Annotated in this window: 19 protein-coding genes; 3 read left to right on the top strand and 16 right to left on the bottom strand. The window is 61.9% G+C overall.

The window, feature by feature from the left end; genetic code table 11:
- Positions 1-65: 65 nt before the first annotated feature.
- From darH to ACT9T4_RS03155, 4 genes are read right to left on the bottom strand one after another with little or no spacing between them, the layout of a single operon-like run.
- Positions 66-1,067, bottom strand: a complete 1,002-nt coding sequence (gene darH / locus ACT9T4_RS03170; protein WP_179539705.1) for a BtrH-related acyltransferase DarH — start codon at positions 1,065-1,067, stop codon at positions 66-68.
- Positions 1,064-1,471: a DarG family dialkylresorcinol biosynthesis protein gene (locus tag ACT9T4_RS03165; protein ID WP_499115467.1), complete on the bottom strand. Its 408-nt coding sequence runs from the start codon at positions 1,469-1,471 to the stop codon at positions 1,064-1,066. Before ACT9T4_RS03165 ends, darH begins: the two co-directional genes overlap by 4 nt.
- The gene (locus ACT9T4_RS03160) at positions 1,461-2,618 is read right to left on the bottom strand and encodes a beta-ketoacyl-ACP synthase III (RefSeq protein WP_042552257.1); all 1,158 of its coding nucleotides are present in this window, start codon (positions 2,616-2,618) and stop codon (positions 1,461-1,463) included. The genes ACT9T4_RS03165 and ACT9T4_RS03160 overlap by 11 nt, the downstream gene beginning before the upstream one ends.
- 19 nt (positions 2,619-2,637) lie before the next feature.
- Positions 2,638-3,555 carry a dialkylresorcinol condensing enzyme gene (locus ACT9T4_RS03155; protein ID WP_499115465.1) on the bottom strand — a complete coding sequence of 306 codons (918 nt, stop codon included), beginning with the start codon at positions 3,553-3,555 and terminating at the stop codon, positions 2,638-2,640.
- 82 nt (positions 3,556-3,637) lie between these two features.
- Here ACT9T4_RS03155 and ACT9T4_RS03150 point away from each other — a divergent pair, with 82 nt between their 5' ends.
- Positions 3,638-4,039, top strand: a complete 402-nt coding sequence (locus tag ACT9T4_RS03150) for a DUF2141 domain-containing protein (protein ID WP_264650096.1) — start codon at positions 3,638-3,640, stop codon at positions 4,037-4,039.
- Positions 4,040-4,045: 6 nt separating this feature from the next.
- Here ACT9T4_RS03150 and hemE read toward each other — a convergent pair whose 3' ends face one another.
- The gene (gene hemE / locus ACT9T4_RS03145) at positions 4,046-5,113 is read right to left on the bottom strand and encodes a uroporphyrinogen decarboxylase (RefSeq protein WP_499115463.1); all 1,068 of its coding nucleotides are present in this window, start codon (positions 5,111-5,113) and stop codon (positions 4,046-4,048) included.
- A 232-nt stretch (positions 5,114-5,345) separates the two neighbouring features.
- Here hemE and ACT9T4_RS03140 point away from each other — a divergent pair, with 232 nt between their 5' ends.
- Positions 5,346-6,326, top strand: coding sequence for an aliphatic sulfonate ABC transporter substrate-binding protein (locus tag ACT9T4_RS03140; RefSeq protein ID WP_499115461.1), 981 nt, complete (start codon positions 5,346-5,348; stop codon positions 6,324-6,326).
- Between the two features lie 102 nt (positions 6,327-6,428).
- Positions 6,429-7,796, top strand: a complete 1,368-nt coding sequence (locus tag ACT9T4_RS03135) for an LLM class flavin-dependent oxidoreductase (protein WP_499115459.1) — start codon at positions 6,429-6,431, stop codon at positions 7,794-7,796.
- Here ACT9T4_RS03135 and ACT9T4_RS03130 read toward each other — a convergent pair.
- The 11 genes from ACT9T4_RS03130 to ACT9T4_RS03080 all read right to left on the bottom strand — a co-directional run bounded on the left by ACT9T4_RS03130 (position 7,789) and on the right by ACT9T4_RS03080 (position 23,547).
- Positions 7,789-8,889 carry a glycerol dehydrogenase gene (locus ACT9T4_RS03130; RefSeq protein ID WP_179539698.1) on the bottom strand — a complete coding sequence of 367 codons (1,101 nt, stop codon included), beginning with the start codon at positions 8,887-8,889 and terminating at the stop codon, positions 7,789-7,791. The two genes, ACT9T4_RS03135 and ACT9T4_RS03130, sit on opposite strands and share 8 nt — an antisense overlap.
- A gap of 183 nt (positions 8,890-9,072) precedes the next feature.
- Positions 9,073-10,491, bottom strand: coding sequence for an FAD-dependent oxidoreductase (locus tag ACT9T4_RS03125; protein WP_042552251.1), 1,419 nt, complete (start codon positions 10,489-10,491; stop codon positions 9,073-9,075).
- A gap of 103 nt (positions 10,492-10,594) precedes the next feature.
- Positions 10,595-15,043 carry a glutamate synthase large subunit gene (gene gltB, locus ACT9T4_RS03120; protein ID WP_499115457.1) on the bottom strand — a complete coding sequence of 1,483 codons (4,449 nt, stop codon included), beginning with the start codon at positions 15,041-15,043 and terminating at the stop codon, positions 10,595-10,597.
- Between the two features lie 221 nt (positions 15,044-15,264).
- Complete coding sequence (locus tag ACT9T4_RS03115) at positions 15,265-16,869, bottom strand: SPOR domain-containing protein (protein WP_499115455.1); 1,605 nt, start codon at positions 16,867-16,869, stop codon at positions 15,265-15,267.
- Between the two features lie 7 nt (positions 16,870-16,876).
- Entirely contained in the window at positions 16,877-17,983 is a 1,107-nt protein-coding gene (gene aroB, locus ACT9T4_RS03110) for a 3-dehydroquinate synthase (RefSeq protein WP_499115454.1), read from the bottom strand.
- Positions 17,984-18,033: 50 nt separating this feature from the next.
- Positions 18,034-18,552, bottom strand: coding sequence for a shikimate kinase AroK (gene aroK, locus ACT9T4_RS03105; RefSeq protein ID WP_042552343.1), 519 nt, complete (start codon positions 18,550-18,552; stop codon positions 18,034-18,036).
- A 3-nt stretch (positions 18,553-18,555) separates the two neighbouring features.
- Entirely contained in the window at positions 18,556-20,721 is a 2,166-nt protein-coding gene (locus ACT9T4_RS03100) for a type IV pilus secretin PilQ (protein WP_042552344.1), read from the bottom strand.
- 54 nt (positions 20,722-20,775) lie between these two features.
- A complete protein-coding gene (gene pilP / locus ACT9T4_RS03095; protein WP_179539695.1) occupies positions 20,776-21,294 on the bottom strand; it encodes a type 4a pilus biogenesis lipoprotein PilP in 519 nt (172 codons plus the stop codon).
- Positions 21,291-21,914, bottom strand: coding sequence for a type 4a pilus biogenesis protein PilO (pilO, locus tag ACT9T4_RS03090; RefSeq protein ID WP_499115451.1), 624 nt, complete (start codon positions 21,912-21,914; stop codon positions 21,291-21,293). Before pilO ends, pilP begins: the two co-directional genes overlap by 4 nt.
- Positions 21,911-22,483, bottom strand: coding sequence for a PilN domain-containing protein (locus ACT9T4_RS03085; RefSeq protein ID WP_042552347.1), 573 nt, complete (start codon positions 22,481-22,483; stop codon positions 21,911-21,913). The genes pilO and ACT9T4_RS03085 overlap by 4 nt, the downstream gene beginning before the upstream one ends.
- Positions 22,483-23,547 carry a pilus assembly protein PilM gene (locus ACT9T4_RS03080; protein ID WP_042552348.1) on the bottom strand — a complete coding sequence of 355 codons (1,065 nt, stop codon included), beginning with the start codon at positions 23,545-23,547 and terminating at the stop codon, positions 22,483-22,485. Before ACT9T4_RS03080 ends, ACT9T4_RS03085 begins: the two co-directional genes overlap by 1 nt.
- Positions 23,548-23,677 lie beyond the last annotated feature (130 nt).

Genomic DNA, 23,677 nt, shown 5'->3' with positions numbered 1-23,677 from the left:
CGCGGGCATGGCCCGCTCCCACACTACTGCGCCGATGACCGCTATCGCCTTTCTGCAGCCCTCGCTTACCCCTTGCGCTTGGCCCAGGCGCCCAGCTCTTTCATCAGCACGCGTTCCTGACTGGCGATGCCGCGCAGCCTATCGGCGATCGGCCTGAAATCCGGTGTTTCGCCCTTGCTGCGGCTGGCCCGCACGCATGCCGAGGCGAACTGGCGCCAGTCATCGCCTACGGCGGTCATGCGTGTCGAGGCTTCCTGCAACGTGGTATCACCGATCCTCTCACCGGCCTCCTGCAAGAAGCTCGCGTACATGAAGCGGAAGCCCGCACCACCGGTACCGATCTCCTCTTGCATGCGCACGATATGGGTGAGGTACAGGCGGTTGTACTTGGCCTGCCCCGGGTCGAGCACCTCGACGCGCTTGGCCAGGTGCTGAATACCGCGAATGCCGATCCACGGCAGCGGCATGCCATCGAGGATGCGTGAGGTCGACAGCACGCTCTTGCGAATCAGCCGCTCCCAATCCTGATCGGGGGATACGTCGTCCAGGTAATACATCAAGCCCTTCGCCGCCAGGGCACCCTTGGCGAAGCGCGCTTTCTGCAAATCCTCGGCAGCACAGCGCACCGGCGCTTCGAAGACTGGATCGCTGAGCAGGTACTCGTTGCCCTCACGACCATAGGCCAGCAGGTTGTGGGCATTGAAGTGAAAGCGCATCTCCGGCGGAAAGTACGGCAACCAGAACACCGAACTCTGCAGCCCGGCCAGGCGACCACTGTCGAGAGCGGCATCCAGAGCGACGCGGCCCTGCTCGGGATTGGCGAAGGTACGGCTGGTCAGGCGCACGCCCAGACGCTTGCTCAGCGTCTTGATCAGGTGGCGGGGCGGCATCCGATAGGCAATCAGCGGCATGCCGCCCAGCTTGACGATCGGCAGGTAGGCGAATGCCAGGCCCGATGCCAGGCCGAACGCCATCGGCTCGCTCATCGGCAGGCCGGCATGGGTCAGCAGACTGGCCATGACGCCGCTTTCGCAGTGGGCGCTCTGACGGTGCTCGAACGCGCTCATGGCAGTTCCTTCTGGTAGCGACGCAATTCGTCGACGGACAGGCCAAAGGCCTCGGCATAGCGAGCCAACAGCGAATCGCTCAGGCGTCGGTAGATCTCGGGTCGAAAATGCCGGCGCACGCGCCACTGCCAGAGCCCGGCGATCTGCGCCAGCGCCGGCTCGTCCATGCGATAGCGATACATCAGGCACTTCAACGGCGACAGCTCACCGCGCTGCCAGGCAGCATGGGCTTCGGCCTCCTGCGCCTCCAGCTCGGCGACAGCCAGCTGGGTGGAGTAGGACTCTGGCTCCCAACCGGCACTTTGTGCCCCCTGGTAATGTCCTTTTTCATCCACGGCATACAGCAACTTGCTGTGTCCGCCGTATGCAGAATCGGGGTCCTGGGGGACTTCATCAAGCTTCATTGCCGACCACCGTAAGGTGCATGAATGCACTGGAGAAACGCCCACTTTCCGGCACGTAGCACAGCAGTTTCTGACCGCTGCGCAGCTGTCCGCCATTGAACAGTTCTTCGAGGATGATGAAGATCGACGCCGCCCCGGTATTGCCCTTGCGGGTCAGGTTGGTGAACCAGCGATCCATCGGAATCGGTAGGTCGACATTGGCCAGGCCCTCGGCCAAACGGTCGCGAAAGAATTCCGAGGAATAGTGCGGCAGGAACCAGTCGATATCCGCCACGCGCAGTTCACGGCGTGCCATGATGCGCCGCAATGCCTCTTCCACGGTGTACTTGACGATATTCTCGTTGAGCAGTTTGACGTCCTGCTTGATCGCCATCACCGATTTGCGGGCGCGCTCATCGGCGTCGTAGCGGCTCCAGCCACGCAGGCTGCCATCCTCCATATCGGCACCGGCGTACATGCAAGCCGGCATCTGATCGGCGAACGAGAGAATATCCAGCCAGTCGACACGCAGACTCAACCCGCTGGCGTTGGGATGATTCTGCAGCAGCACGGCGCCGGCACCGTCGGAAAGCATCCAGCGCAGGAAATCCTTCTCGAAGGCGATCTCCGGATGACTCTCCAGCTCCTCGATGCGGCTCTCGTATTCGGCATTGAAGTTGCGCGCCTGCATCAGGGTCGACGCCACTTCGGAGCCGCAGGCCACGGCGTTGCGGCTTTCACCGCTGGCGACGCTCATCCAGGCGTATTTCAGCGCGGTCATACCGCACAGGCAGATACCTGCCGTGGTGGCGACTTCGCAAGGCGGGTTGCCCAGCTCGCCATGCACCATCACCGCATGGCCTGGCATCACCTGGTCGGGCGAAGAGGTGCTGGCGACCAGACAATCCAGACCTTCCAGCGCGAACCCCTCGCCGACCAGGCCACGGATCGCCGCAGCGCTAAGCTGCGCGTTGCTCATGCCTGGCTCGCCGGTGAGCGGGTCGATGACGTAGTGGCGCTGCTGAATGCCGTTACGGCGCAGGACCAGCTTGCGGGCGCGCGACGGCTTGCCGCCGACCATGCCGAGGCGAGCTTCCATCTGCTCGTTGTCGACCGGATCAAAGGGCAGGCTTGCACTGACGCGATTGATGAATACAGGAGATACCACGGGATTACCTCGGACCAGTTTATTCGCCGGACGGGCCGGCGAAGTAGGCCTTTTCACGCTGGATTCGCGCCTTGAACAGCGGGGCCAACAACTTTTTCAACAGGGCACTGATCGGCACCACGGTCAGAATCAGGCAGATCAGGAAAACGATGTAGACCACCAGCCCGGCGCCACGCCGCCTGCTCTGCTGAGGGCCGAGAGCGGCAAGCAGTCGGCTCCACAGCGTGAAACTGCGATTGCCGACCTTCTCGCTGGCGATCAGCTTTTCATCCACCTTGACGGCACCGAGACCGCCCAGCATCGGCTGCTCGATCGGCTGCTGGTCAGCGAGCAGGCGCCGTGCCATGGCATCACCGAAACGGCTGGCGGCGCCCATCTCATTCTCGTCGATACCGGCGCGCGGCACCCAGCTGTAGGGCTTCTGCCGGCCGGTGAACATCCACAGCGGCGTGGCCAGAAAACTCGCTGCCGTGCCGCAGGCGTCGGTCAGCACGGCGTTGTCGACCAGCTTCGCGCCCAGCGCCTGCAGACGGGCCTTGACCTTTTCCTGGGCCATCAACCACATGTTGCGACAACCGATCAGGGTCATCACCGGCGTATCCTTGAGCAGCCGAGCGGCCTCAGGCGACGCGAGGAAACTGGTGAAGGGCAACGAGGGTGACAGGAACCACACCTGGTAGGCGAGAATGATCAGGTCGTAGCGTTTGTCGGGATCGACCGTCAGCGGCAACAAAGGCTGCGGCTTCATCAACACGGTTTCCGGGAATATCCGGAAAAAACCAAGGAAGGGCCACGGGAAGGGAAACGACTTGGCCGGTTGCAGCGCCAGGAAATCCACCTGAATGCCTTCACTCACCTGCAACGGCGCACAGACCGATTGCACCAGGCGGTTCAATTGGCCAGTCTGTGAGAAGTGAACGACTAGAACCTGACGCATTTAAAGCGAATCCCTGCAAAATGGGCGGATTATGCCACAGAGAATTCTTCAAATCGTAACCAAACGCTGCACGGTCTGCGCAGTGGTTCTCCTGTTCGTCTGTTCGTCGGCGCAGGCGGGAGATCTGCTGATACGCGTGGAGGGCAACGGGAGTGCCGCCAGCCTGTATCTGGCACTAGTGGCTGCCGAGCAGAAAGACTGGGAGCCGATGCTGCGCGAGCTGCAGGGTGAAGGCGAGCAACTGATCGTCAAAGACGTACCGCCCGGGCAATACGCCCTGCAACTGTTTCAGGACAGCAACGGCAACGGGCGTCTCGACCTCAGCCCGCGAGGCATCCCTCTCGAGCCTGTGGGTTTTTCCGGCAATCCGTCACTCCTGAAGGGCAAGCCCACCCCAGGAGGCGCCAGATTCGAGCATGGCGAAGACGACACCCTGGTCGATGTACGCCTGCGCCAACCGCGCGGTGGGCGCCAGGCGCAGTGATGCCGATCAGCGGTGATAGTCGGCAGACAGCTCATGCACCGCTTCGAGGAAGGCCCCTGCATGAGCAGGGTCGACTTCCGGGGTAATCCCATGCCCCAGGTTGAAGACGTGACCGCTGCCGGTGCCATAGCTGGCGAGAATGCGCGCGACCTCGGCGCGAATTGCCGCCGGTTTGGCATACAGCACGGTAGGGTCCATGTTGCCCTGCAAGGCCACTTGAGAACCGACTCGGCGGCGCGCCTCGCCAATGTCGCAGCTCCAGTCCAGCCCCAGCGCATCGGCGCCAGTGGCTGACATCGATTCCAGCCACAGCCCGCCATTCTTGGTGAACAGGATCACCGGGATCCTGCGCCCGTCATGCTCACGGATCAGACCGTCGACGATCTTTTGCATGTAAGCCAGGGAGAACGTCTGGTAGGCCGCTGACGACAGGTTGCCACCCCAGGTGTCGAAGATCTGCACCGCCTGGGCACCGGCGAGGATCTGCCCATTGAGGTAGGCGGTGACCGATTGCGCCAGCTTGTCGAGCAGTGCGTGCATGGCCTCGGGCTGGTCGTAAAGCATCGCCTTGATCTTGCGGAAGTCCTTCGACGAGCCGCCCTCGACCATGTAGGTCGCCAGCGTCCACGGGCTGCCGGAAAAGCCGATCAGCGGAACACGGCCGCCCAGCGCCGACTTGATGGTGCGCACTGCATCCATCACATAGCCCAGATCCTTCTGCGGATCAGGGATCGGCAGCGCGTCGACATCCGCAGCGCTGCTGATGACCTTCTTGAAGCGCGGCCCTTCACCCGTCTCGAAGTACAGCCCCTGGCCCATGGCGTGGGGGATGGTGAGGATGTCGGAGAAGAGGATGGCGGCATCCAGCTGAGGGTAACGATCAAGCGGCTGCAGGGTGACTTCGCAGGCGAACTCGGGGTTCATCATGAGGCTCATGAAATCCCCGGCCTTGGCCCGGCTGGCCCGGTACTCCGGCAGATAGCGGCCCGCCTGGCGCATCATCCACACCGGGGTGACATCGACGGGTTGCTTGAGCAGAGCACGCAGGAAACGGTCGTTCTTCAGGGCAGTCATGGCACAGGATTCCAGGGACGGCAGACCCGCCATTGTCGCAAAGCGCGACCTAAAAGACACGGCGCAGGTGCTCAGCTGCGGCTTTTGGCCACGCCAAACCTGCTCTTTATATTCCTTGATGAGGTACTGAAAAGAAAAAGTTATACCCAAAAAGAAGATTACGCGTGCTCGCTAGTTCCGTCCGGTTCTATATTGAGGGCCATCCACATCAGGTTCGATTTCGGAGTTCAGCATGGCCCGTCCTTTCCGTTTCCCCAGCCGTCGCGCCTTTACCCTGGGCCTCCTGGCGGCTGCCAGCGCTGTCTTGCTACCTTGGCAAGCAGCGCACGCCGAGAGCGCCAAGACGCTGCGAATCGGTTATCAGAAGTTCAACAGCGTGAATATTCTCAAGGGAAGCGGCGCACTGGAGAAGGCGCTCGAAACCCGGGGCGTCAAGGTCAGCTGGCACGAGTTCGCCGCCGGCCCGCAATTGCTGGAAGCGCTGAGTACCGGCGCCATCGATCTGGGGCACGCTGCCGATGCGCCCTCGGTATTCGCCCAGGCTGCCGGTAAACCGGTGGTCTACCTGGCAGCAGAGCAACCCTACCCCAAAGGCATCGGCATTCTGGTGCACAATGAGGGCGGCATACAGAACATTGCCGACCTCAAGGGCAAGCGGGTAGCCACCGGCCGCGGCTGGAATGCCCAGTACCTGCTGGCCCTGGCTCTGCAGGAGGCCGGCCTGAGCTATACCGATATCACGGCGGCATACGTCAACAACGCCGCGGACGCCATCGCCGCGCTGCAATCGGGTTCCGTGCAAGCCGTCACGCTGTGGGATCCATTCCTCGCTGCAGCCGAAAAGAAGCTGCCGGTGCGCAACCTGCGCGATGGCCAGGGGCTGACCAACAACCGCACCTTCTACCTGTCCACAGCCGAGTTCTCCGACCACAACGGCGATCTGGTGAAGACGTTCTTCCAGCAATTGGCGCACGTCAGTGACTGGGCCAACAAGAATCCTCAGCAGGTCGCCGACCTGCTCGCACCGCAATTGGGAATAGCACCGGACGTACTGCTTCTCGCCACCCAGCGCCGCAACTATGCCGCCGAGGCGATCACTCCCGAGATCGTCGCGGAGCAGCAAAAACTGGCAGATACCTTCCTCGGCCTTGGGCTGATCCCCAATCCCCTGCGCGTCGACGAGGCGGTCTATCCGCAGTCCCTGTTGCCCTGACAGGAGCATGCGCCTGGCCGAGCCGACTAGCCTCCCGCCCAACCGGGTGGGGCGGCCACTTGCCATTACCCTGTCCGTGTACCCTACAACGGTGGAGCCGTCATGACCTCCCGCAAACCGATCCGCTTCAACGCCTTCAGCATGAATGCCGCCAGCCACCAGTCACCCGGCCTGTGGCGCCATCCACTCAATCGCAGCCAGCACCACAACCGTCTGCCTTATTGGCTTGAACTGGCGCAGCTGCTCGAACGGGGGCTGTTCGATGCGCTGTTCATCGCCGATGTACTGGGTGTCTACGATGTCTATCAGGGCAGCCCGGATGCAGCGGTGCGCGGGGGCGTGCAGGTACCGGTCAACGATCCGCTGCTGATCGTGCCTGCCATGGCCGCCGTGACCCGGCACCTGGGTTTCGGCGTGACGTTCTCACTGACCTACGAGCATCCCTATCCCTTCGCCCGGCGCATGTCGACCCTGGATCACCTTACCGATGGCCGGGTTGGCTGGAACATCGTCACCGGCTATCTGGACAGCGCGGCACGCAACCTGGGCCTTGGCAGGCAACTGGGCCATGACCAGCGCTATGAGCTGGCCGAGGAATACCTGCAGGTGCTCTACAAACTCTGGGAGCGCAGTTGGCAAGATGATGCGGTCAACCGCAGCGGGGCCGGAACCTCCTACATCGACCCAAGCAAGGTGCACCCGATCGGCCATCATGGCGAGCACTACCAGGTGCCCGGCATCCACCTTTGCGAACCGTCCCCGCAACGCACACCGGTGCTGTTCCAGGCGGGCGCCTCGCCCCGGGGCCAGGCCTTCGCGGCTCGCCATGCCGAGTGCGTATTCATCAGCGGCCCCACCCAGACCGTCCTGAAGGGCCTGGTAGCGGGCTTGCGCCAGGCCCTGCGGGACGCAGGCAGGCAGCCGGAGGAGCAATTGATCTACGCCCAGGCGCTGATCATCGTCGCGCCGAGCCGCGCCGCTGCCGAGGCGAAGCTGGCCGACTATCGTCGCTACGTGGACGTCGAGGCCGCGCTGGCGCTTCTATCCGGCTGGACAGGCATCGACCTGTCGAACCTGCGCGGCGACCAGGTCATCGAGTACCTGGAAAACGATGCCGGGCGCACAGCCCTGGCGTCCTTCACGCGCAGCGATCCGAACCGCCAATGGACAGTGGCCGAAGCCGCCGAGTTCGTCTGCCTGGGTGGTCGCGGGCCTGTTCTGCTCGGCTCCCCCGGCGAAGTGGCCGATCAGCTGGAGGAATGGCTGGACGCCACCGGCATCGACGGTTTCAACCTGACCTATGCCGTCGCCCATGAAGACCTCAGCGCGGTGGTCGATCTGCTGGTCCCAGAGCTGCAGCGCCGTGGCCGCTACCGCCAGGCCTACGAAGGCGGCAGCCTCAGGCAGCAACTGTTCGGCCAAGGCGACCGCCTCGCCCCTCGCCACGCCGCCCATCGGGCAGCTATCTAGCCGCCTGAAGTCGACGGCAGCCCTCGGCGTCGGCGGTACGCATGGCGGCAAGCACGCTCTGCGCATCTACCGCAAAGGGCTCGTTGTGGATACTTTCACCCGCGGCGCAGGCAAGCTCGGCGGCGCGCAGCAGATCGACATCGCTGACATCGGGCAGACCGATCTCGGCGAGCGTGACCGGCAAGCCGACGGCGAGACAGAAACCATAGACCTCATCGATCAGTCTCGGCTCGCTGTCACGCAGCATCAGCATGCTCAGCACGCCGAAGGTGACCTTCTCGCCATGCCAGTAGGCATGGGTACCCTCGAGGACCGTGAAGCCATTGTGAATCGCGTGAGCTGCGGCGAGGCCGCCACTTTCGAAGCCCAGACCGGAAAGCAGTGTGTTGGCCTCGATGACATGTTCCAGAGCAGGCGTCACCACCTGCTGGCGGCAGGCCTGCAATGCCAGAGGGCCGTACTCCAGCAACGTGTCGTAGCAGAACCGGGCCAGTGCATGAGCCGTACGCGGGCCCTGCCGACCGGTCATGTTCGCGGCGCCGCTGATGCGGCAATCCTCGGCCTCGAACCAGGTGGCCAGAGCGTCCCCCATACCGGAAACCAGAAAGCGCGCCGGTGCCTGGGCGATCACCTGGCTGTCGACCAGCACCAGATCGGGGTTGCGCGGCAGCACCAGATACCGTTTGAAGGCCCCCTCGGCGGTGTAGATCACCGACAGTGCGCTGCAGGGGGCGTCGCTGGAGGCCAGGGTGGGCACCACAGCAACGGGCAGGCGCAGTTCGTAGGCAAGCGCCTTGGCGGTATCCAGTGCCTTGCCGCCGCCCATGCCGAGAATCACCTCGGGCCCGGCCTGCCGAGCCAATGCCACCAGACGGGCGATTTCTTCGTCGCAGCACTCACCGGCAAAACGCACCCGCTGACAATCGAGATGGCCGGCACAGGTGTTTTCCAGCAGATCGCCCAGGTGATCGTCAGCGAAGGGATCGAGCAGCGCCAGTGCCTTGTTGCCGAAGCGCGACAACTCGAAGCCGAGTTGCTCGAGCGCGCCGCGGCCCTGCACGTAACGGGATGGGAAGATGGCAGTGGTCAGCATGGGAACCTCCTGAGAAAACGCTGGAGGTACTGTAAAGGCACGATCAACGCGGCGTATTGCCCCAGGTCAGCCAGGAACCGGTTACATCCGCTGTGCGCCGGCACTGCCACGTCGAAAACAGGCTCTAGAGGGCCTAAAACGACGAGGCCGGCGTACGGCCGGCCTCGTCAGCAAGGGTGAGACTCAGACACCGAGGTAGTCGAGAATCCCTTCAGCCGCATTGCGGCCTTCATAGATGGCGGTTACCACCAGGTCGGAACCCCGCACCATGTCACCACCGGCGAACACCTTCGGGTTGCTGGTCTGGTGTTTGAAGGTCGCCTTCTCCGGCGCGACGACACGGCCCTGGGTATCGATACGGATATCGAAATCATCGAACCAGGGCGCCGGGCTCGGTCGGAAACCGAAGGCGATCAGCACGGCTTCTGCCGGGATGATCTCCTCGGAGCCCGGGATTGGCTCGGGGCTGCGACGGCCACGGGCATCGGGCTCGCCGAGACGGGTCTCGACCACCTTTACGCCTTCGACCTTGTCCTCGCCGACGATGGCGATGGGCTGGCGGTTGAAGAGGAACTTCACGCCCTCTTCCTTGGCATTCTTCACTTCCTTGCGCGAGCCCGGCATGTTCGCTTCGTCACGGCGATAGGCGCAGGTCACGGCCTTGGCGCCCTGGCGAATCGAGGTGCGGTTGCAGTCCATCGCAGTGTCGCCGCCGCCGAGGACCACGACGCGCTTGCCCTTCATGTCGACGAAGTCTTCCGGCGCCTTCTCGAAACCGAGGTTGCGATTGACGTTGGCGATCAGGAAGTCCAGCGCGTCGTGCACGCCCGGCAGGTCCTCGCCCGGGAAGCCGCCCTTCATGTAGGTGTAGGTGCCCATGCCCATGAACACGGCATCGTACTCATCCAGCAACTGCTGCATGGTGATGTCCTTGCCGATCTCGGTGTTCAAACGGAATTCGATACCCATTCCGGTGAAGACTTCGCGGCGATTGCTCAGTACGCTCTTTTCCAGCTTGAACTCGGGAATGCCGAAGGTCAGCAGGCCGCCGATTTCCGGGTTCTTGTCGAACACCACCGGCGTCACGCCATTGCGCACCAGAATGTCCGCACAGCCCAGGCCGGCCGGACCGGCACCTATCACCGCGACACGTTTGCCGGTCGGTTTGACCTTGGACATGTCCGGGCGCCAGCCCATGGCGAAAGCGGTATCGGTGATGTACTTCTCCACCGAGCCGATGGTCACCGCACCGAAGCCGTCGTTGAGGGTGCAGGCACCTTCGCACAGACGATCCTGCGGGCACACGCGGCCGCAGACTTCCGGCAGGGTGTTGGTCTGGTGGCTGAGTTCGGCGGCAGCCAGAATGTTGCCTTCGGAGACCAGCTTCAACCAGTTGGGGATGAAGTTGTGCACCGGGCACTTCCACTCGCAATACGGGTTGCCGCAACCCAGGCAGCGGTGTGCCTGATCACCGGCCTGAGCCGGCTTGAAGGTGTCGTAGATCTCGACGAATTCTTTCTTGCGCTGACGCAGCAGCTTCTTCTTCGGGTCTTTGCGCCCGACTTCGATGAACTGGAAGTCGTTATTCAGACGTTCAGCCATGTCATAAACCTCTTAGCAGCAGCGCCGAGCGACACGCTCGAAGCTGCAAGACAATCACGTTGAGCGGCGAGCCCCGCTGTCAGGACTCGCCGCTTGAAGCTGCTTATTGCGGGTTGGCGCGGATGCTGGAGAGCAGCGACTTGAGGTTCGCAGCCTTGGGTTTCACCAGCCAGAACTTGCGCAGGTAGTCGTCCAGGTTTTCCAGCAGATTGCGACCCCACTCGCTCGACGTCTCTTCGACGTACTCGGCCAACACCCGCTCCAGGTGGCTACGGTAAGCCTCCATGGACTCGTTGTTGATCCGTTGAATCTCTACCAGCTCGTGGTTGACCCGGTCGTAGAAGCTGTTGTCCAGGTCCAGCACGTAGGCGAAACCACCGGTCATGCCTGAGCCGAAGTTGTAGCCGGTCTTGCCCAGCACGCAGACGAAACCGCCGGTCATGTACTCGCAGCAATGGTCACCCACGCCTTCCACCACGGAATGAGCACCGGAGTTGCGCACCGCGAAACGCTCACCTGCGGTACCCGCTGCGAACAGCTTGCCACCGGTGGCGCCATACAGGCAGGTGTTGCCGATGATCGCGCTGTCCTGGGTTTTGAACGGGCTGCCCTTCGGCGGCACGATCACCAGCTTGCCGGCGGTCATGCCCTTGCCGACGTAATCGTTGGCATCGCCTTCGAGGTACAGGTTCAGGCCACCGGCGTTCCACACACCGAAGCTCTGCCCCGCAGTACCTTTGAAACGGAAGGTGATCGGCGCCTTGACCATGCCCTGGTTGCCATGCACCCGGGCGATTTCGCCGGACACGCGGGCACCGATGGAGCGGTCGCAGTTGCAGATGTCCAGTTGGTAGTCGCCGCCACTGGCGCTGTCGATCGCCGACTTGGCCATGGACAGCATCTCTTCGGCCAGCAGCCCCTGGTCGAACGGCGGGTTGCGGTCGACTTCGCAGAACTGCGGTTTGTTGGCCGGAATGTGATCGCTACCCAGCAGCGGAGTCAGATCCAGGTGGTTCTGCTTGGCGGTTTCGCCCGGCAGAATCTCCAGCAGATCGGTACGCCCGATCAGCTCGCCCAGGCTGCGCACGCCCAGCTTGGCCAGCCACTCGCGGGTTTCCTCGGCGACGAAGGTGAAGAAATTCACCACCATGTCGACGGTGCCGATGAAGTGATCCTTGCGCAGCTTGTCGTTCTGGGTCGCCACGCCTGTTGCGCAGTTGTTCAGGTGACAGATACGCAGGTACTTGCAGCCCAGAGCGACCATTGGCGCGGTACCGAAGCCGAAGCTCTCGGCACCGAGGATGGCAGCCTTGATCACGTCGAGGCCGGTTTTCAGCCCGCCGTCGGTCTGTACCCGCACCTTGCCGCGCAGGTCGTTGCCGCGCAGGGTCTGGTGAGTTTCCGCCAGGCCCAGCTCCCACGGCGCGCCGGCATACTTGATCGACGTCAGCGGCGAAGCGCCGGTGCCGCCGTCATAACCGGAAATGGTGATCAGGTCGGCGTAAGCCTTGGCGACACCGGCGGCGATGGTGCCGACGCCCGCTTCGGATACCAGCTTGACCGATACCAGGGCACTGGGGTTGACCTGCTTGAGGTCATAGATCAGCTGCGCCAGGTCTTCGATCGAATAGATATCGTGGTGCGGCGGCGGCGAAATCAGGGTGACGCCTGGTACCGCGTAACGCAGCTTGGCGATCAGCCCGTTGACCTTGCCACCCGGCAGCTGACCACCCTCGCCAGGCTTGGCGCCCTGAGCCACCTTGATCTGCAGCACTTCGGCATTGACCAGGTACTCCGGGGTGACCCCGAAACGGCCGGTGGCGATCTGCTTGATCTTGGAGCTCTTGATGGTGCCATAGCGAGCCGGGTCTTCACCGCCTTCACCGGAGTTGGAGCGCGCGCCCAGGCGGTTCATCGCCTCGGCCAGGGCTTCGTGAGCCTCCGGCGACAGTGCCCCCAGGGAGATACCGGCGGCATCGAAACGCTTGAAGATCGATTCCAGCGGCTCGACGTCATCCAGTGCCAACGGCGTATCGGCCAGCTTGACCTGCAACAGGTCACGCAGCATCGACACCGGTCGGGTATCAACCAGTTTGGTGTATTCCTTGAAGGTCTCGTAACTGCCCTGCTTCACCGCTGCTTGCAGGGTGTTGACCACATCGGGGTTGTAGGCGTGGTACTCGCCGCCGTAGACGAACTTCAGCAGGCCACCCTGCTGGATCGCCTTGCGGTTGTTCCAGGCTTCGCCCGCCAGCGCCTTCTGCTCGGCCTCCAGATCGACGAAACGCGCGCCCTTGAGGCGGCTCGGTACGCCACGGAAGCACAGACCGGTGACCTCGTCGGCCAGACCGACCGCCTCGAACAGCTGAGCACCGCGGTAGGAACCGACGGTGGAGATGCCCATCTTCGAGAGGATCTTCAGCAAGCCCTTGGAAATACCCTTGCGGTAGTACTTGAAGACTTCGTACAGATCACCCAGCACCTCACCGGTACGGATCAGATCACCCAGCACTTCGTAGGCCAGGAACGGGTACACCGCCGAAGCGCCGAAACCGATCAGCACCGCATAGTGGTGCGGGTCACGGGCGGTGGCGGTTTCGACCAGGATGTTGCAATCGCAGCGCAGGCCGGTTTCGGTCAGGCGATGGTGTACCGCCCCGGTGACCAGCGCAGCGTGGGCCGGCAGCTTGCCCGGCGCGATGTGACGGTCGGTCAGAACCAGCAGTACCTTGCCGGAGCGCACGGCTTCTTCGGCCTGGTCGGCCATGTTGCGCACGGCCGCTTCCAGGCCGATCGACTCGTCGTAGTTGAGGTCGATGATCTGCCGCTCGAATCCCGGGCGCTGCAGATTCATCAGGGTGCGCCACTTGGCCGGGGAGATGACCGGCGAGCTGAGGATCACCCGCGACGCATGTTCCGGGGACTCCTCGAAGATGTTGCGCTCGGCACCGAGGCAGATCTCCAGCGACATGACGATGGCTTCACGCAGCGGGTCGATCGGCGGGTTGGTGACCTGCGCGAACTGCTGGCGGAAATAGTCGTACGGTGAACGCACGCGCTGACTCAACACCGCCATCGGCGTGTCATCGCCCATCGAGCCAACCGCTTCCTGGCCCTGCTCGGCGAGCGGACGCAGCACCTGGTCACGCTCCTCGAAGGTGACCTGGAACATCTTCATGTACTGCTTGAGCTGATCCGCTTCGTAGAAGGCCGAACCATGGTCGTTGTCTTCCATGGTCGCCTGGATACGCAGCGCGCTCTTGCGCAGCCACTGCTTGTAGGGGTGGCGGGACTTGAGGCGATTGTCGATGTCGTCGGTGGTCAGCACCTGACCGGTTTCGGTATCGACGGCAAGGATCTGGCCCGGGCCGACACGGCCTTTGGCGACCACGTCTTCGGGCTGGTAATTCCACACGCCGATTTCCGAGGCCAGGGTGATGTAGCCATTGGTGGTGGTCACCCAACGCGCCGGACGCAGGCCGTTGCGGTCGAGCAGGCACACGGCGTGACGACCATCGGTCAGCACTACGCCAGCGGGGCCATCCCAGGGCTCCATGTGCATGGAATTGTATTCGTAGAACGCCCGCAGGTCGGCGTCCATGGTTTCGACGTTCTGCCAGGCTGGCGGAATGATCATGCGCACGCCGCGGAACAGGTCGATGCCGCCGGTGACCATCAGTTCGAGCATGTTGTCCATGCTCGAGGAGTCGGAGCCCACGCGGTTGACCAGCGGGCCGAGCTCTTCGAGGGCAGGAATCTGGCCGTTCTCGAATTTGGTACGGCGTGCCTGCGCCCAGTTGCGGTTACCGGTGATGGTGTTGATCTCGCCATTGTGGGCGAGGAAACGGAACGGCTGAGCCAGCGGCCACTTCGGCAGGGTGTTGGTGGAAAAGCGCTGGTGGAACACGCAGATCGCAGTCTGCAGGCGCTCGTCACCCAGGTCCGGGTAGAACTGCTGCAGGTCGGCCGGCATCATCAGGCCTTTGTAGATGATGGTCTTGTGCGAAAAGCTGCAGATGTAGTGCTCGCTGTCCGCGGCGTTGGCCACCGAGGAGCGGCGACGGGCACAGAACAGTTTGATGGCGAAGTCCTGATCGCTCAGGCCATCGGCACTGATGAACACCTGTTCGATCTGCGGCAGGCGCTCCAGAGCCAGGCGGCCAAGCACGCTGGTATCGATCGGCACCTTGCGCCAGCCGACCAGAGTCAAACCGGCAGCCTGGATTTCGCGATTCATGTTGTCGCGGGCAGCACTGGCCTTGGTCTCGTCCTGATTGAGGAAGACCATGCCTACGGCATATTGCTTGGGCAGTTCGACGCCGAAGGTGTCCTTGGCGACGGCGCGCAGGAACAGATCGGGCTTTTGAATCAGCAAACCACAGCCATCACCCGTCTTGCCGTCGGCGTTGATGCCGCCACGGTGGGTCATGCAGGTCAGTGCTTCTATCGCGGTCTGCAACAGGTGATGGCTGGCCTCACCCTGCATGTGTGCGATCAGGCCGAAGCCGCAGTTATCCTTGAACTCATCAGGATGGTACAGACCTGCTTTCATAGGGAACTCTCACCAGACTGCCTTACTCGGCATTTTTCTTTCTAATTCAACCAATTACTCTGCGCGCAGGTCGATGCGCCCGGCTTTGCGCAGGCAAACGGAGGTCATTGTACATAGCGAGAGAAGCGTCACAAAGAACAATGTGACGAAAAACAGGAATAAAATGTCGCAAAAATGAAAGAGCCCGTTGCAGCGGTTACGCTGCAACGGGCACGTTTCTGTCAGGGCGCCATTTCCTGAGTGACACTGGCGAACGTTTTCGGCCACGGCTTGCCGGCCTGAACCTTGGCGGGCAGCGTCTTCACGGCAGCCTGGGCGGCGTCGCGGCTGGCAAAACTACCATAAGTGATGACGAAAAGCGGCTTACCCTGGTGCATCTTCTTGAAGTAGCGGTATTGCGCGCCGTTCTGACTCACGAATGAACGCGCACTGGCTTCCGTGCTGGTACCGAGAATCTGCAGGGTGTAATGGCTCTTGGTCTGCGCCGCATACCAGCCACTGCCCTGTGCGGCACCGGCTGTCGCGGGCGCTTGAGCGGCAGGAGCAGGCCTTGTTGCAGGGGCAGGAGCCGGCTTCGGTTGTTCAGCCGGCTTCGGCTGCTGCGCGACCGGTGGCGCTGCCCGAGGAGCCGGGGCGAGAGCGGGCGTGGCGGGCGGCGCAGTTGCCGGCGCCGACTGGGACGCTACCGGCGGCACGGTCACCGGCGTGCTTGTCACTGGCTCTGGCAACTCCACATTTGCCTCACCGTCCGTCTCGCCTGCAGCCTGCGCAAGCGGCTGACGGATCACCGGCTGGGATTGACCAACCAGAGGCAGGGGCAGGGGCTGATTGCTGCCGGCGAATTCGATGGCAGGCCGACCATCGGCGCCCTGCTCGGCACCAGGCTGAGCCGCTTGAGTTTCGGGTTGCTGCTGCGGCTGCTGCGCAGCATCGACAGGCAGTTGCGCCTGGGTTGCCGGAGCATCCGTGGAACCCGAGCGACCCTGCATCAGCAGGGCCGCGACCACACCGATGGCAACCACACCCAGTGCCAACAGATGCTTCCTGGGCAGGTTGAAGGAGAAACCACCCGTCTTCGCCGCGCCACGGCGTGATGCCATGGCATCGACCAGAACATCGCGGGCAACACGATTGATCTCACCCGGCCAGCCACCAGAGCGGTCATGGATCAATTCGACCTGCTCGTCGGAGAACAACTCGATCCCCTGAGCGGCCCCCTCGAGGCGCAGAGCCAGATACTCGCGCGTCTCATCCTCGGCGTAGGGCTGCAGCTCGATGACGTGAAAAACCTCTTCGGCGCCAGCCAGCGCTTCGAGGCGCGAGATGAGATCGGTATCGGCGAACAGGAAGACGTGGGGACGCCCCTCCGGGCTGCCCTGAGCCAGGACCAGCAAGGCCTCCAGCGCCGCTTCGCTGAGCTCCTCGGCATCGTCGATCAGCAGATAGACTTCCTGCCCGGTCAGCGAAAGCTGACCGACCTGAGCCAGCAACGAGGCCCGATCGGTCTGCTGAGTGTTGAGACCTTGCGCGATATGCCGCATCAGCGTCGCAGGGTCGGCAGCGCCCTGAGCGGATACCACGACATTGTGAACGGCCTGCTTGTTGGTGCTGGCGACCAGCGCCTGGCGCAGCAAGGTCTTGCCACTGCCCTCCGGCCCCGTCACCACCAGCAGCAGTTGGCTGTAGCGGGCCAGGTGATGCAATTGCCCAAGCACCGGCTTGCGCTGTGCGGGGAAGAACTTGAAGCCCGGCACCCGCGCCGCGAATGGATCATGGGTGAACTGGTAGTGATCGAGAAACGCTTCGTCGGCGTGCAAACTGGTCATTGAATACTCACTGATTGTTAAGCCGGGCCACCAGTGCCGGATAGTCGGCAACCAGGGTGGCACTCAAGATGTCTCGCGGGTAATCGCTGGTCACTACCGCTTCGCCCAGCGAGCGCAGCAGTACCAGACGCAACTGGCCATCCAGCACCTTCTTGTCGACAGCCATGTGCTCGAGAAAATCCGCAGGGGTCATTGCCTGCGGCGGCACCGCGGGCAGACCAGCGGCGAGAAACAGACGAATGCCACGGTCGCGCTCATCGGCAGTGAGCCAGCCCAGGCGGTGAGACATCTCCAATGCCATCACCGTTCCGGCGGCTACCGCCTCACCGTGCAACCAGACGCCATACCCCATGTGGGTTTCGACGGCATGTCCAAAGGTATGCCCGAGATTGAGCGTGGCGCGCACGCCGGTTTCCCGTTCGTCGGCGCCCACCACACGCGCCTTGGCCGCACAGGAGCGCTCGATGGCCTGGGTCAGTGCAACCTGATCAAGGCCGCGCAACGCTGCCATATTCTCCTCGAGCCAGCCAAGGAAAGGCTCGTCGCAGATCAATCCATACTTGATCACTTCAGCCAGCCCCGCCGACAGCTCGCGGGGCGGCAGTGTATCCAGACTGCGGGTGTCGATCAGTACCGCCTGTGGCTGGTAGAAGGCACCGACCATGTTCTTGCCCAGAGGATGGTTGATCCCGGTCTTGCCACCTACCGAAGAGTCGACCTGGGAAAGCAGCGTAGTCGGGATCTGGATGAAATTCACGCCACGCTGATAGCAGGCCGCCGCGAACCCCGCCATATCACCGATCACTCCACCACCAAGGGCAATGACCGTGGTCCGCCGGTCATGGCGGGCGCCGAGCAAGCCGTCGAAGATGGTCTGCAGCGTTTCCCAGTTCTTGAACGCTTCGCCATCGGGGAGCACCACCGAGGTAACCCGGTACTCAGCGAGCGTCGCTTCCAGCGCAGCCAGGTACAAGGGTGCGACGGTCTCGTTGGTGACGATCGCCACCTGGCGACCGACGATATGCGGCGTCAGCAGATCGGCACGACCGAGCAGGCCGTCACCAATATGAATGGGGTAGCTGCGCTCAGCGAGATCGACATGGAGTGTTTGCATGGAGCCCCCGATTGAAAAGGGCTCTAGGATAACGCAGTTCGGCCCTGTCATTAACGGGGCGCTAGCGCTTCCAGCCGCTCGAGAATTTCCTGAACCACCATACGCGGTGGGCGCTCATCGGTTTCGATGATCACATCGGCGATTTCCCGATACAGCGGATCACGAATGGCGAGCAGATCAGCCAGCACCTGCCCCGGGTTGGGTGCACGCAGCAATGGGCGATTGCGATCGCGCGCAGTGCGATCGATCTGCTGCTCGACGGACGCATGCAGATAGACCACGCGCCCTCCCGCACGCAATGCCTGGCGATTCAAAGGCCGCAAGACCGCACCGCCCCCAGTGGCCAACACCAGACCATCGGACTCGCAAAGCGAGCAGATTACCGCCTGCTCGCGCTCACGGAAGCCCTGCTCACCCTCGACATCGAAAATCCAGGGAATGTCTGCACCGGTACGCTGCTCGATCTCCTTGTCGGAGTCCTTGAATGGCAACCGCAACTCTTTGGCAAGCAAGCGCCCGATGGTGCTCTTTCCAGCACCCATCGGGCCGACAAGGATCAGATTACGCACAAATTACCGACTCACGGCCACCGCGGAAGTGTTCATGATGCGCGGAGTGATGAAAACCAGCAACTCGGTCTTGTTGTCGGTGACCGTATCGCGACGGAACAAACGCCCCAGATAAGGCACGTCGCCAAGGAAAGGGACCTTCTCCGTGGACTTGGTCTGGGTATTTTCAAACACCCCACCGATCACGATGGTTTCACCGTCTGCAACCAGAACTTTTGCATTGACCTCGTTCTTGTTGATCGGCGGCACATTGTTGACGGCATTAGCAAAGTCTGGCGCATCCTTGGTGACCTTGACTTCCATGATGATCCGGTTATCCGGCGTGATCTGTGGAGTCACCTCCAAGGACAATGCCGCTTCCTTGAAGGATGTCGAAGTCGCGCCACTGGAGCTGGCTTCCTGGTAAGGAATCTCCTGCCCCTTGAGAATCTTCGCGGTCTCCTTGTCGGAAGTCACGACCTTGGGCTGGGAAACTATCTCGCCATTACCCGAGCTTTCCATCGCGGAAAGCTGCAGATCCAGGACAACGTTATTGCTCAAGAAGCCAATACCAATACCGGAAGTGCTGTTGGCTACGCCCATATCCACGAAAGGTAAGCGCGCCAATCCATCGTCCAGCGAAGTGCTGCCGATAGTATCAGTACCAACGAAAGGAGCTCTGGCACCAGTATCCTCATCAAAAGCCTGAACACCGTCCTTACCGCTTACATCCCATGCACCCCGCCTTGCGCTGCCCCCCCAGCGCACACCCAGCGCCTTGTCATAGTTGACCCTGGCCTCAACGATACGCGCCTCGATCATCACCTGACGAACCGCCACGTCGAGCTGAGCCACGATTCGGCGCAGCTCGTCCAGACGCTCCTGGGTCTGATAAGCGATGATGCTGTTGGTGCGCTCATCGACGGTAATAGAGCCACGATCGTCAGCCGCGCCACCATCGGCACTGGTCACCGACTGGAACAGCTTGGCCATGTCGGCAGCCTTGGCGTAGTTGACCTGAATCAACTCGCGGCGTAGCGGTGCCAACTCGGCAATCTGCTTCTGCGACTCCAGCTCCTGGCGCTCACGGGCGGCGATCTCTTCAGCGGGCGCAACCAGCAGCACGTTACCGATCTGGCGCTTGTCGAGCCCCTTGGTTTTCAGCACCAGATCCAGCGCCTGATCCCAGGGCACGTTCTGCAGGCGCAGGGTGATGTTGCCGGCCACGGTGTCACTGGCGACCAGGTTGAGGTCGGTGAAATCAGCGATCAGCTGCAGCACGGAACGCACGTCGATATCCTGGAAGTTCAGCGACAGCTTCTCGCCGGTATAGGCGAAACGCTCGGCCTGACGCTTATCGGCGTCTTCCTGGGTCAACGGCTTGACGCTCAGAGTCAGCTTGTTTTCGGTCTGATAGGCCAGGTAGTCGAAAGCACCGACGGGCTCGATGACGATGCTCGCATCGTCACCGGCACCACTGGCGCTGACGAACTGCACCGGCGTAGCGAAGTCCTTCACATCCAGGCGGACACGCAAGGCTTCGGGCAACTGGGTTCGGTTGAAATTCAGGATGATCTTGCCGCCGCGCTCCTGGATATCGGGGCTGACCGAGGCGTCGGAGAGGTTGATGACGACGTTGCCTTCACCCTGCTCGCCGCGCTGGAAATCGATATTGCTGATCGCCTTGTTGACTGCACCGAAGACTTTCGGAGTAGCCGGGGCGGCAACCGGTGTAGCGGCCACGGGGGCAGTGCGTGCAGCCGCCGGCGCGCTCGCCGGGGCGGCTGAGGCGCTGGCTGAGGAAGTGGCGACCCCGGTTCCAACCTGAACGAACAGGTTGTTGCCTTCGGTACGGGTATTGTAAGGCGCCAGACTGGACAGGTTGATGATCAACCGTGTGCGATCCTTGGCCTCGACCACGGTAAGGCTGCGCGCATTGCCCATCCCCAGCTCGCGGTTCTTGACGCCCAGCTTGTTGGAAACGCCTGGCAGATCCAGCGCGATACGGGCTGGCTGCTCGATGGTATAACCACGCGGTGCGGTGACCGGCTCGTCGAATGACAGTTTCAGCTCGACGCGGTCACCCGGCAGAGCTACGACATCCAGCGCTTGCAGATTGGCTGCCAGGGCTGCGGGAGAGAGCAGGATCGCCAGCAGCGAAACGCTGAGACGCGAAAGAGAGCTGTTCATGCTTGGGTTCCGTTTGGCAGACCGGTTATTTCTTTTCATGCTTCACCTCGCTCCTCAGGAGCGCTCCTTCAGAGTGAGGGTACGGGGGCGCTCGAGCCAGCCACCATCACCGTCAGGGACGATTTCGACGACGTCGATCTTGGCACTGTCAATGGCCACGATACGGCCTTCATTGCGCCCCAGGTAATCCCCGACCCTGACGCGATGAACACCACCGGCACCGCTGACCAGCGCGAACGAGCCGTTGCCATTGGCCAAGGTGCCGACCATTTCGAAGAGCTCGATATTGAAACCCTCGAGGAACTGCTTGACCCGGGTTTCGTCCGGCTTGATTTCCTTGTCCCCCTTAGTCCGATTGACCAGGTCGATCTTCACGGGGGGCTGGAACGGGCTGCGCAACGCTGCTGCGCTATAGGTGAAGCTTTCATAGGGCTCAGGCTGCGGAAGCGGCTCGATCTGGCCTTTCGGCCGCGCGCGCACCTCATCCATGTAGGCCTGAAGGTCACTGAAATCACCTCCACCGCAACCACTCAGGCTGAGCAACAGCAGGCTCGACAGGAAGACACGCTTCATGGCTGTGCTCCCTTGTCGTTATAACGATAGGTCTTGGCAAGAATGCTCATCCGCAGCTTCGAGGTGCTCCCCTCTGCCGCAGGAACCAGTTCGAAATCATGCAACGTGACGATGCGTGGCTGGCTGGCGACACCGCTGACGAAGGTCGCCAGGTCATGATAACCACCGACCACCTTGATCTGAATCGGCAGCTCGATATAGAACGGCTGAGTGACTTCCGGCAGCAACTTGATTTCCTCGAACTCCAGACCACTGTCCAGGCCGATGCGGGTAATGTCCTCGAGCAGCCCCGGGACCTCCGTATCGCTTGGCAATTGCTTGAGCAGGGCACCGAACGAGACCTCCGCTTCCTTCATCTGGTCGCGGTAGGCTTCGAGGTTGGCGGCCTGAAACGCCTTGGTCGAGAACTGCTCCTTGAGCGACTCCTCTTCCATGCGTTGCTGATCAAGGCTTGCCTGCAGATCTTTCAGGTGGAAGTTGTAGCCGAGCGCCAGCACCAGTACCACGGCGATGATGCCAGCGATGACCTTGACCGCAGCGGGCCAGGATCCAATGTTGTTGAGGTCGAGATCGTTGAAGTCGATCTTGCGCAGGCTCGCCAGGGAATCGTTGAGGCTCATGGCTTGACCTCCGCTTCTTGCTTGACCGGCTGCGCTTGCTGCACGGTCAACTGAAAGGTATTGGCCTGGTCCACCGCTCCAGCGGTAACCGCCTTGACCTCGGTCAGGTTGGGCGCTGCCAACCAGTCGGAGGCGTCCATGTCACGCATGAGACTGGAAACCCGACTGTTGGATTCGGCCGCACCGACGATCGCAATGGTCTTGTCGGTCATTTTCACCCCGGTGAAATACACGCCATCAGGCAAGGTCCGCACCAGTTGATCGAACACACGACCAATGATCGGGCGATTGCCCTGCAGGTCCTGAATGATCTTCATCCGCTCGAGCAATTGCTGGCGGCGTGTGCGCAACTCGCTGATCTCGGCGATTCGCGTATCGAGAACAGCGATTTCCTTGCGCACGAAGTCATTGCGCGCCTGCTGGTTCTCGATTTCGCCGCTGAGATACTGATCACCCAGAAAGACCACGCCTGCAGCTACGACCAGAAGGCCGCCAAGGCTGACCAGAAAACGCTGCTTGCGCTCTTCGCGCAGCTGTTCACGCCAGGGAAGGAGGTTAATGCGCGCCATCAGTCGAAACTCCTCATCGCCAGGCCGCAGGCAATCATCAGTGCCGGCGCATCACTGGCCAGTGCCCCTGCATTGACCTTGCCGCTCAGGGCCATGTCCGCGAACGGGTTGGCGACCAGCGTCTGGGTACCGATCTTCTGCTGAATGAGACGGTCCAGATCAGGGATCGAGGCCGTGCCACCCGCCAGCAGGATGTAATCCACATCGTTGTACTGGCCAGCAGCGAAGAAGAACTGCAGGGAACGGGACACCTGCTGCACGAGCGCGTCCTTGAAGGGCTGCAATACTTCGCTTTCATAGTCGTCGGGCAAGCCACCCTGCTTCTTGGCAAGGCCGGCCTCATCGACGGACAGGCCATAACGGCGCTGGATTTCCTCGGTCAACTGACGACCACCGAACAGTTGCTCACGGGTGTAGATGGTACGCCCGTTGTGCAGCACGCTGAGGGTGGTCATGGTCGCGCCGATATCGACGACGGCCACGGTCAGATCGTCATGCACGCCACCGAGCTGCTCGGAAAGCAACCCATAGGCACGCTCCAGCGCATAGGCCTCGACATCCACCACCTTGGCAGTCAGCCCAGCCAGCGCAAGAGCCGCCTCGCGAACTTCGACGTTTTCCTTGCGGCAGGCTGCCAGCAGCACTTCGACCCGCTCGGAATTGCGCGCAGAGATGCCCTGGACCTCGAAATCGATCGCCACCTCTTCCAGCGGGTACGGAATGTACTGGTCAGCTTCGAGCTTGATCTGGTTTTCCAGCTCATCGTCCGAAAGCCCCGCTTCCATCTCGACGGTCTTGGTGATCACCGCAGAGCCGGCCACGGCGACGGAAACCGAACGCACATTGGTCTTGGCCTTGGCCAGAACCCGCGACAACGCCTGACCGACTCCCTCGAGTTCGGCGATGTTCTTTTCGACGACAGCATTGGCGGGGAGCGGCTCGACAGCGTAAGCCTCTACCTTGTAGCGGCTTCCTGAGCGACTCAATTCGAGGAGCTTGACTGAGGTCGAACTTATATCGATCCCCAAAAGCGTATTCGCTTTCTTACTGAAGAGCCCTAGCACGACCGATTTCCTATTCACATCCATAACTTACGGACGATTTATGTTTTTCCACATTAAATAGCAGACTTGACAGAAGCGCAAATGGCTCCCCAGCAAAAAAAACGCTTATAATGTGATCAGTTTTTGCCTT

The sequence above is a fragment of the Pseudomonas sp. SZ40 genome (assembly GCF_052958135.1).
Note: the sequence above shows the minus strand (reverse complement) of the source record. Positions and strands in the feature narration are given on the sequence as shown.

Excerpts from the sequence above, each read along its gene's own strand:
- darH (WP_179539705.1), bottom strand. The coding sequence starts at position 1,067 with ATGAGCGCGTTCGAGCACCGTCAGAGCGCCCACTGCGAAAGCGGCGTC.
- ACT9T4_RS03165 (WP_499115467.1), bottom strand. The coding sequence starts at position 1,471 with ATGAAGCTTGATGAAGTCCCCCAGGACCCCGATTCTGCATACGGCGGA.
- ACT9T4_RS03155 (WP_499115465.1), bottom strand. The coding sequence starts at position 3,555 with ATGCGTCAGGTTCTAGTCGTTCACTTCTCACAGACTGGCCAATTGAAC.
- hemE (WP_499115463.1), bottom strand. The coding sequence starts at position 5,113 with ATGACTGCCCTGAAGAACGACCGTTTCCTGCGTGCTCTGCTCAAGCAA.
- ACT9T4_RS03140 (WP_499115461.1), top strand. The coding sequence starts at position 5,346 with ATGGCCCGTCCTTTCCGTTTCCCCAGCCGTCGCGCCTTTACCCTGGGC.
- ACT9T4_RS03135 (WP_499115459.1), top strand. The coding sequence starts at position 6,429 with ATGACCTCCCGCAAACCGATCCGCTTCAACGCCTTCAGCATGAATGCC.
- ACT9T4_RS03130 (WP_179539698.1), bottom strand. The coding sequence starts at position 8,889 with ATGCTGACCACTGCCATCTTCCCATCCCGTTACGTGCAGGGCCGCGGC.
- ACT9T4_RS03125 (WP_042552251.1), bottom strand. The coding sequence starts at position 10,491 with ATGGCTGAACGTCTGAATAACGACTTCCAGTTCATCGAAGTCGGGCGC.
- gltB (WP_499115457.1), bottom strand. The coding sequence starts at position 15,043 with ATGAAAGCAGGTCTGTACCATCCTGATGAGTTCAAGGATAACTGCGGC.
- ACT9T4_RS03115 (WP_499115455.1), bottom strand. The coding sequence starts at position 16,869 with ATGACCAGTTTGCACGCCGACGAAGCGTTTCTCGATCACTACCAGTTC.
- aroB (WP_499115454.1), bottom strand. The coding sequence starts at position 17,983 with ATGCAAACACTCCATGTCGATCTCGCTGAGCGCAGCTACCCCATTCAT.
- ACT9T4_RS03100 (WP_042552344.1), bottom strand. The coding sequence starts at position 20,721 with ATGAACAGCTCTCTTTCGCGTCTCAGCGTTTCGCTGCTGGCGATCCTG.
- pilP (WP_179539695.1), bottom strand. The coding sequence starts at position 21,294 with ATGAAGCGTGTCTTCCTGTCGAGCCTGCTGTTGCTCAGCCTGAGTGGT.
- pilO (WP_499115451.1), bottom strand. The coding sequence starts at position 21,914 with ATGAGCCTCAACGATTCCCTGGCGAGCCTGCGCAAGATCGACTTCAAC.
- ACT9T4_RS03085 (WP_042552347.1), bottom strand. The coding sequence starts at position 22,483 with ATGGCGCGCATTAACCTCCTTCCCTGGCGTGAACAGCTGCGCGAAGAG.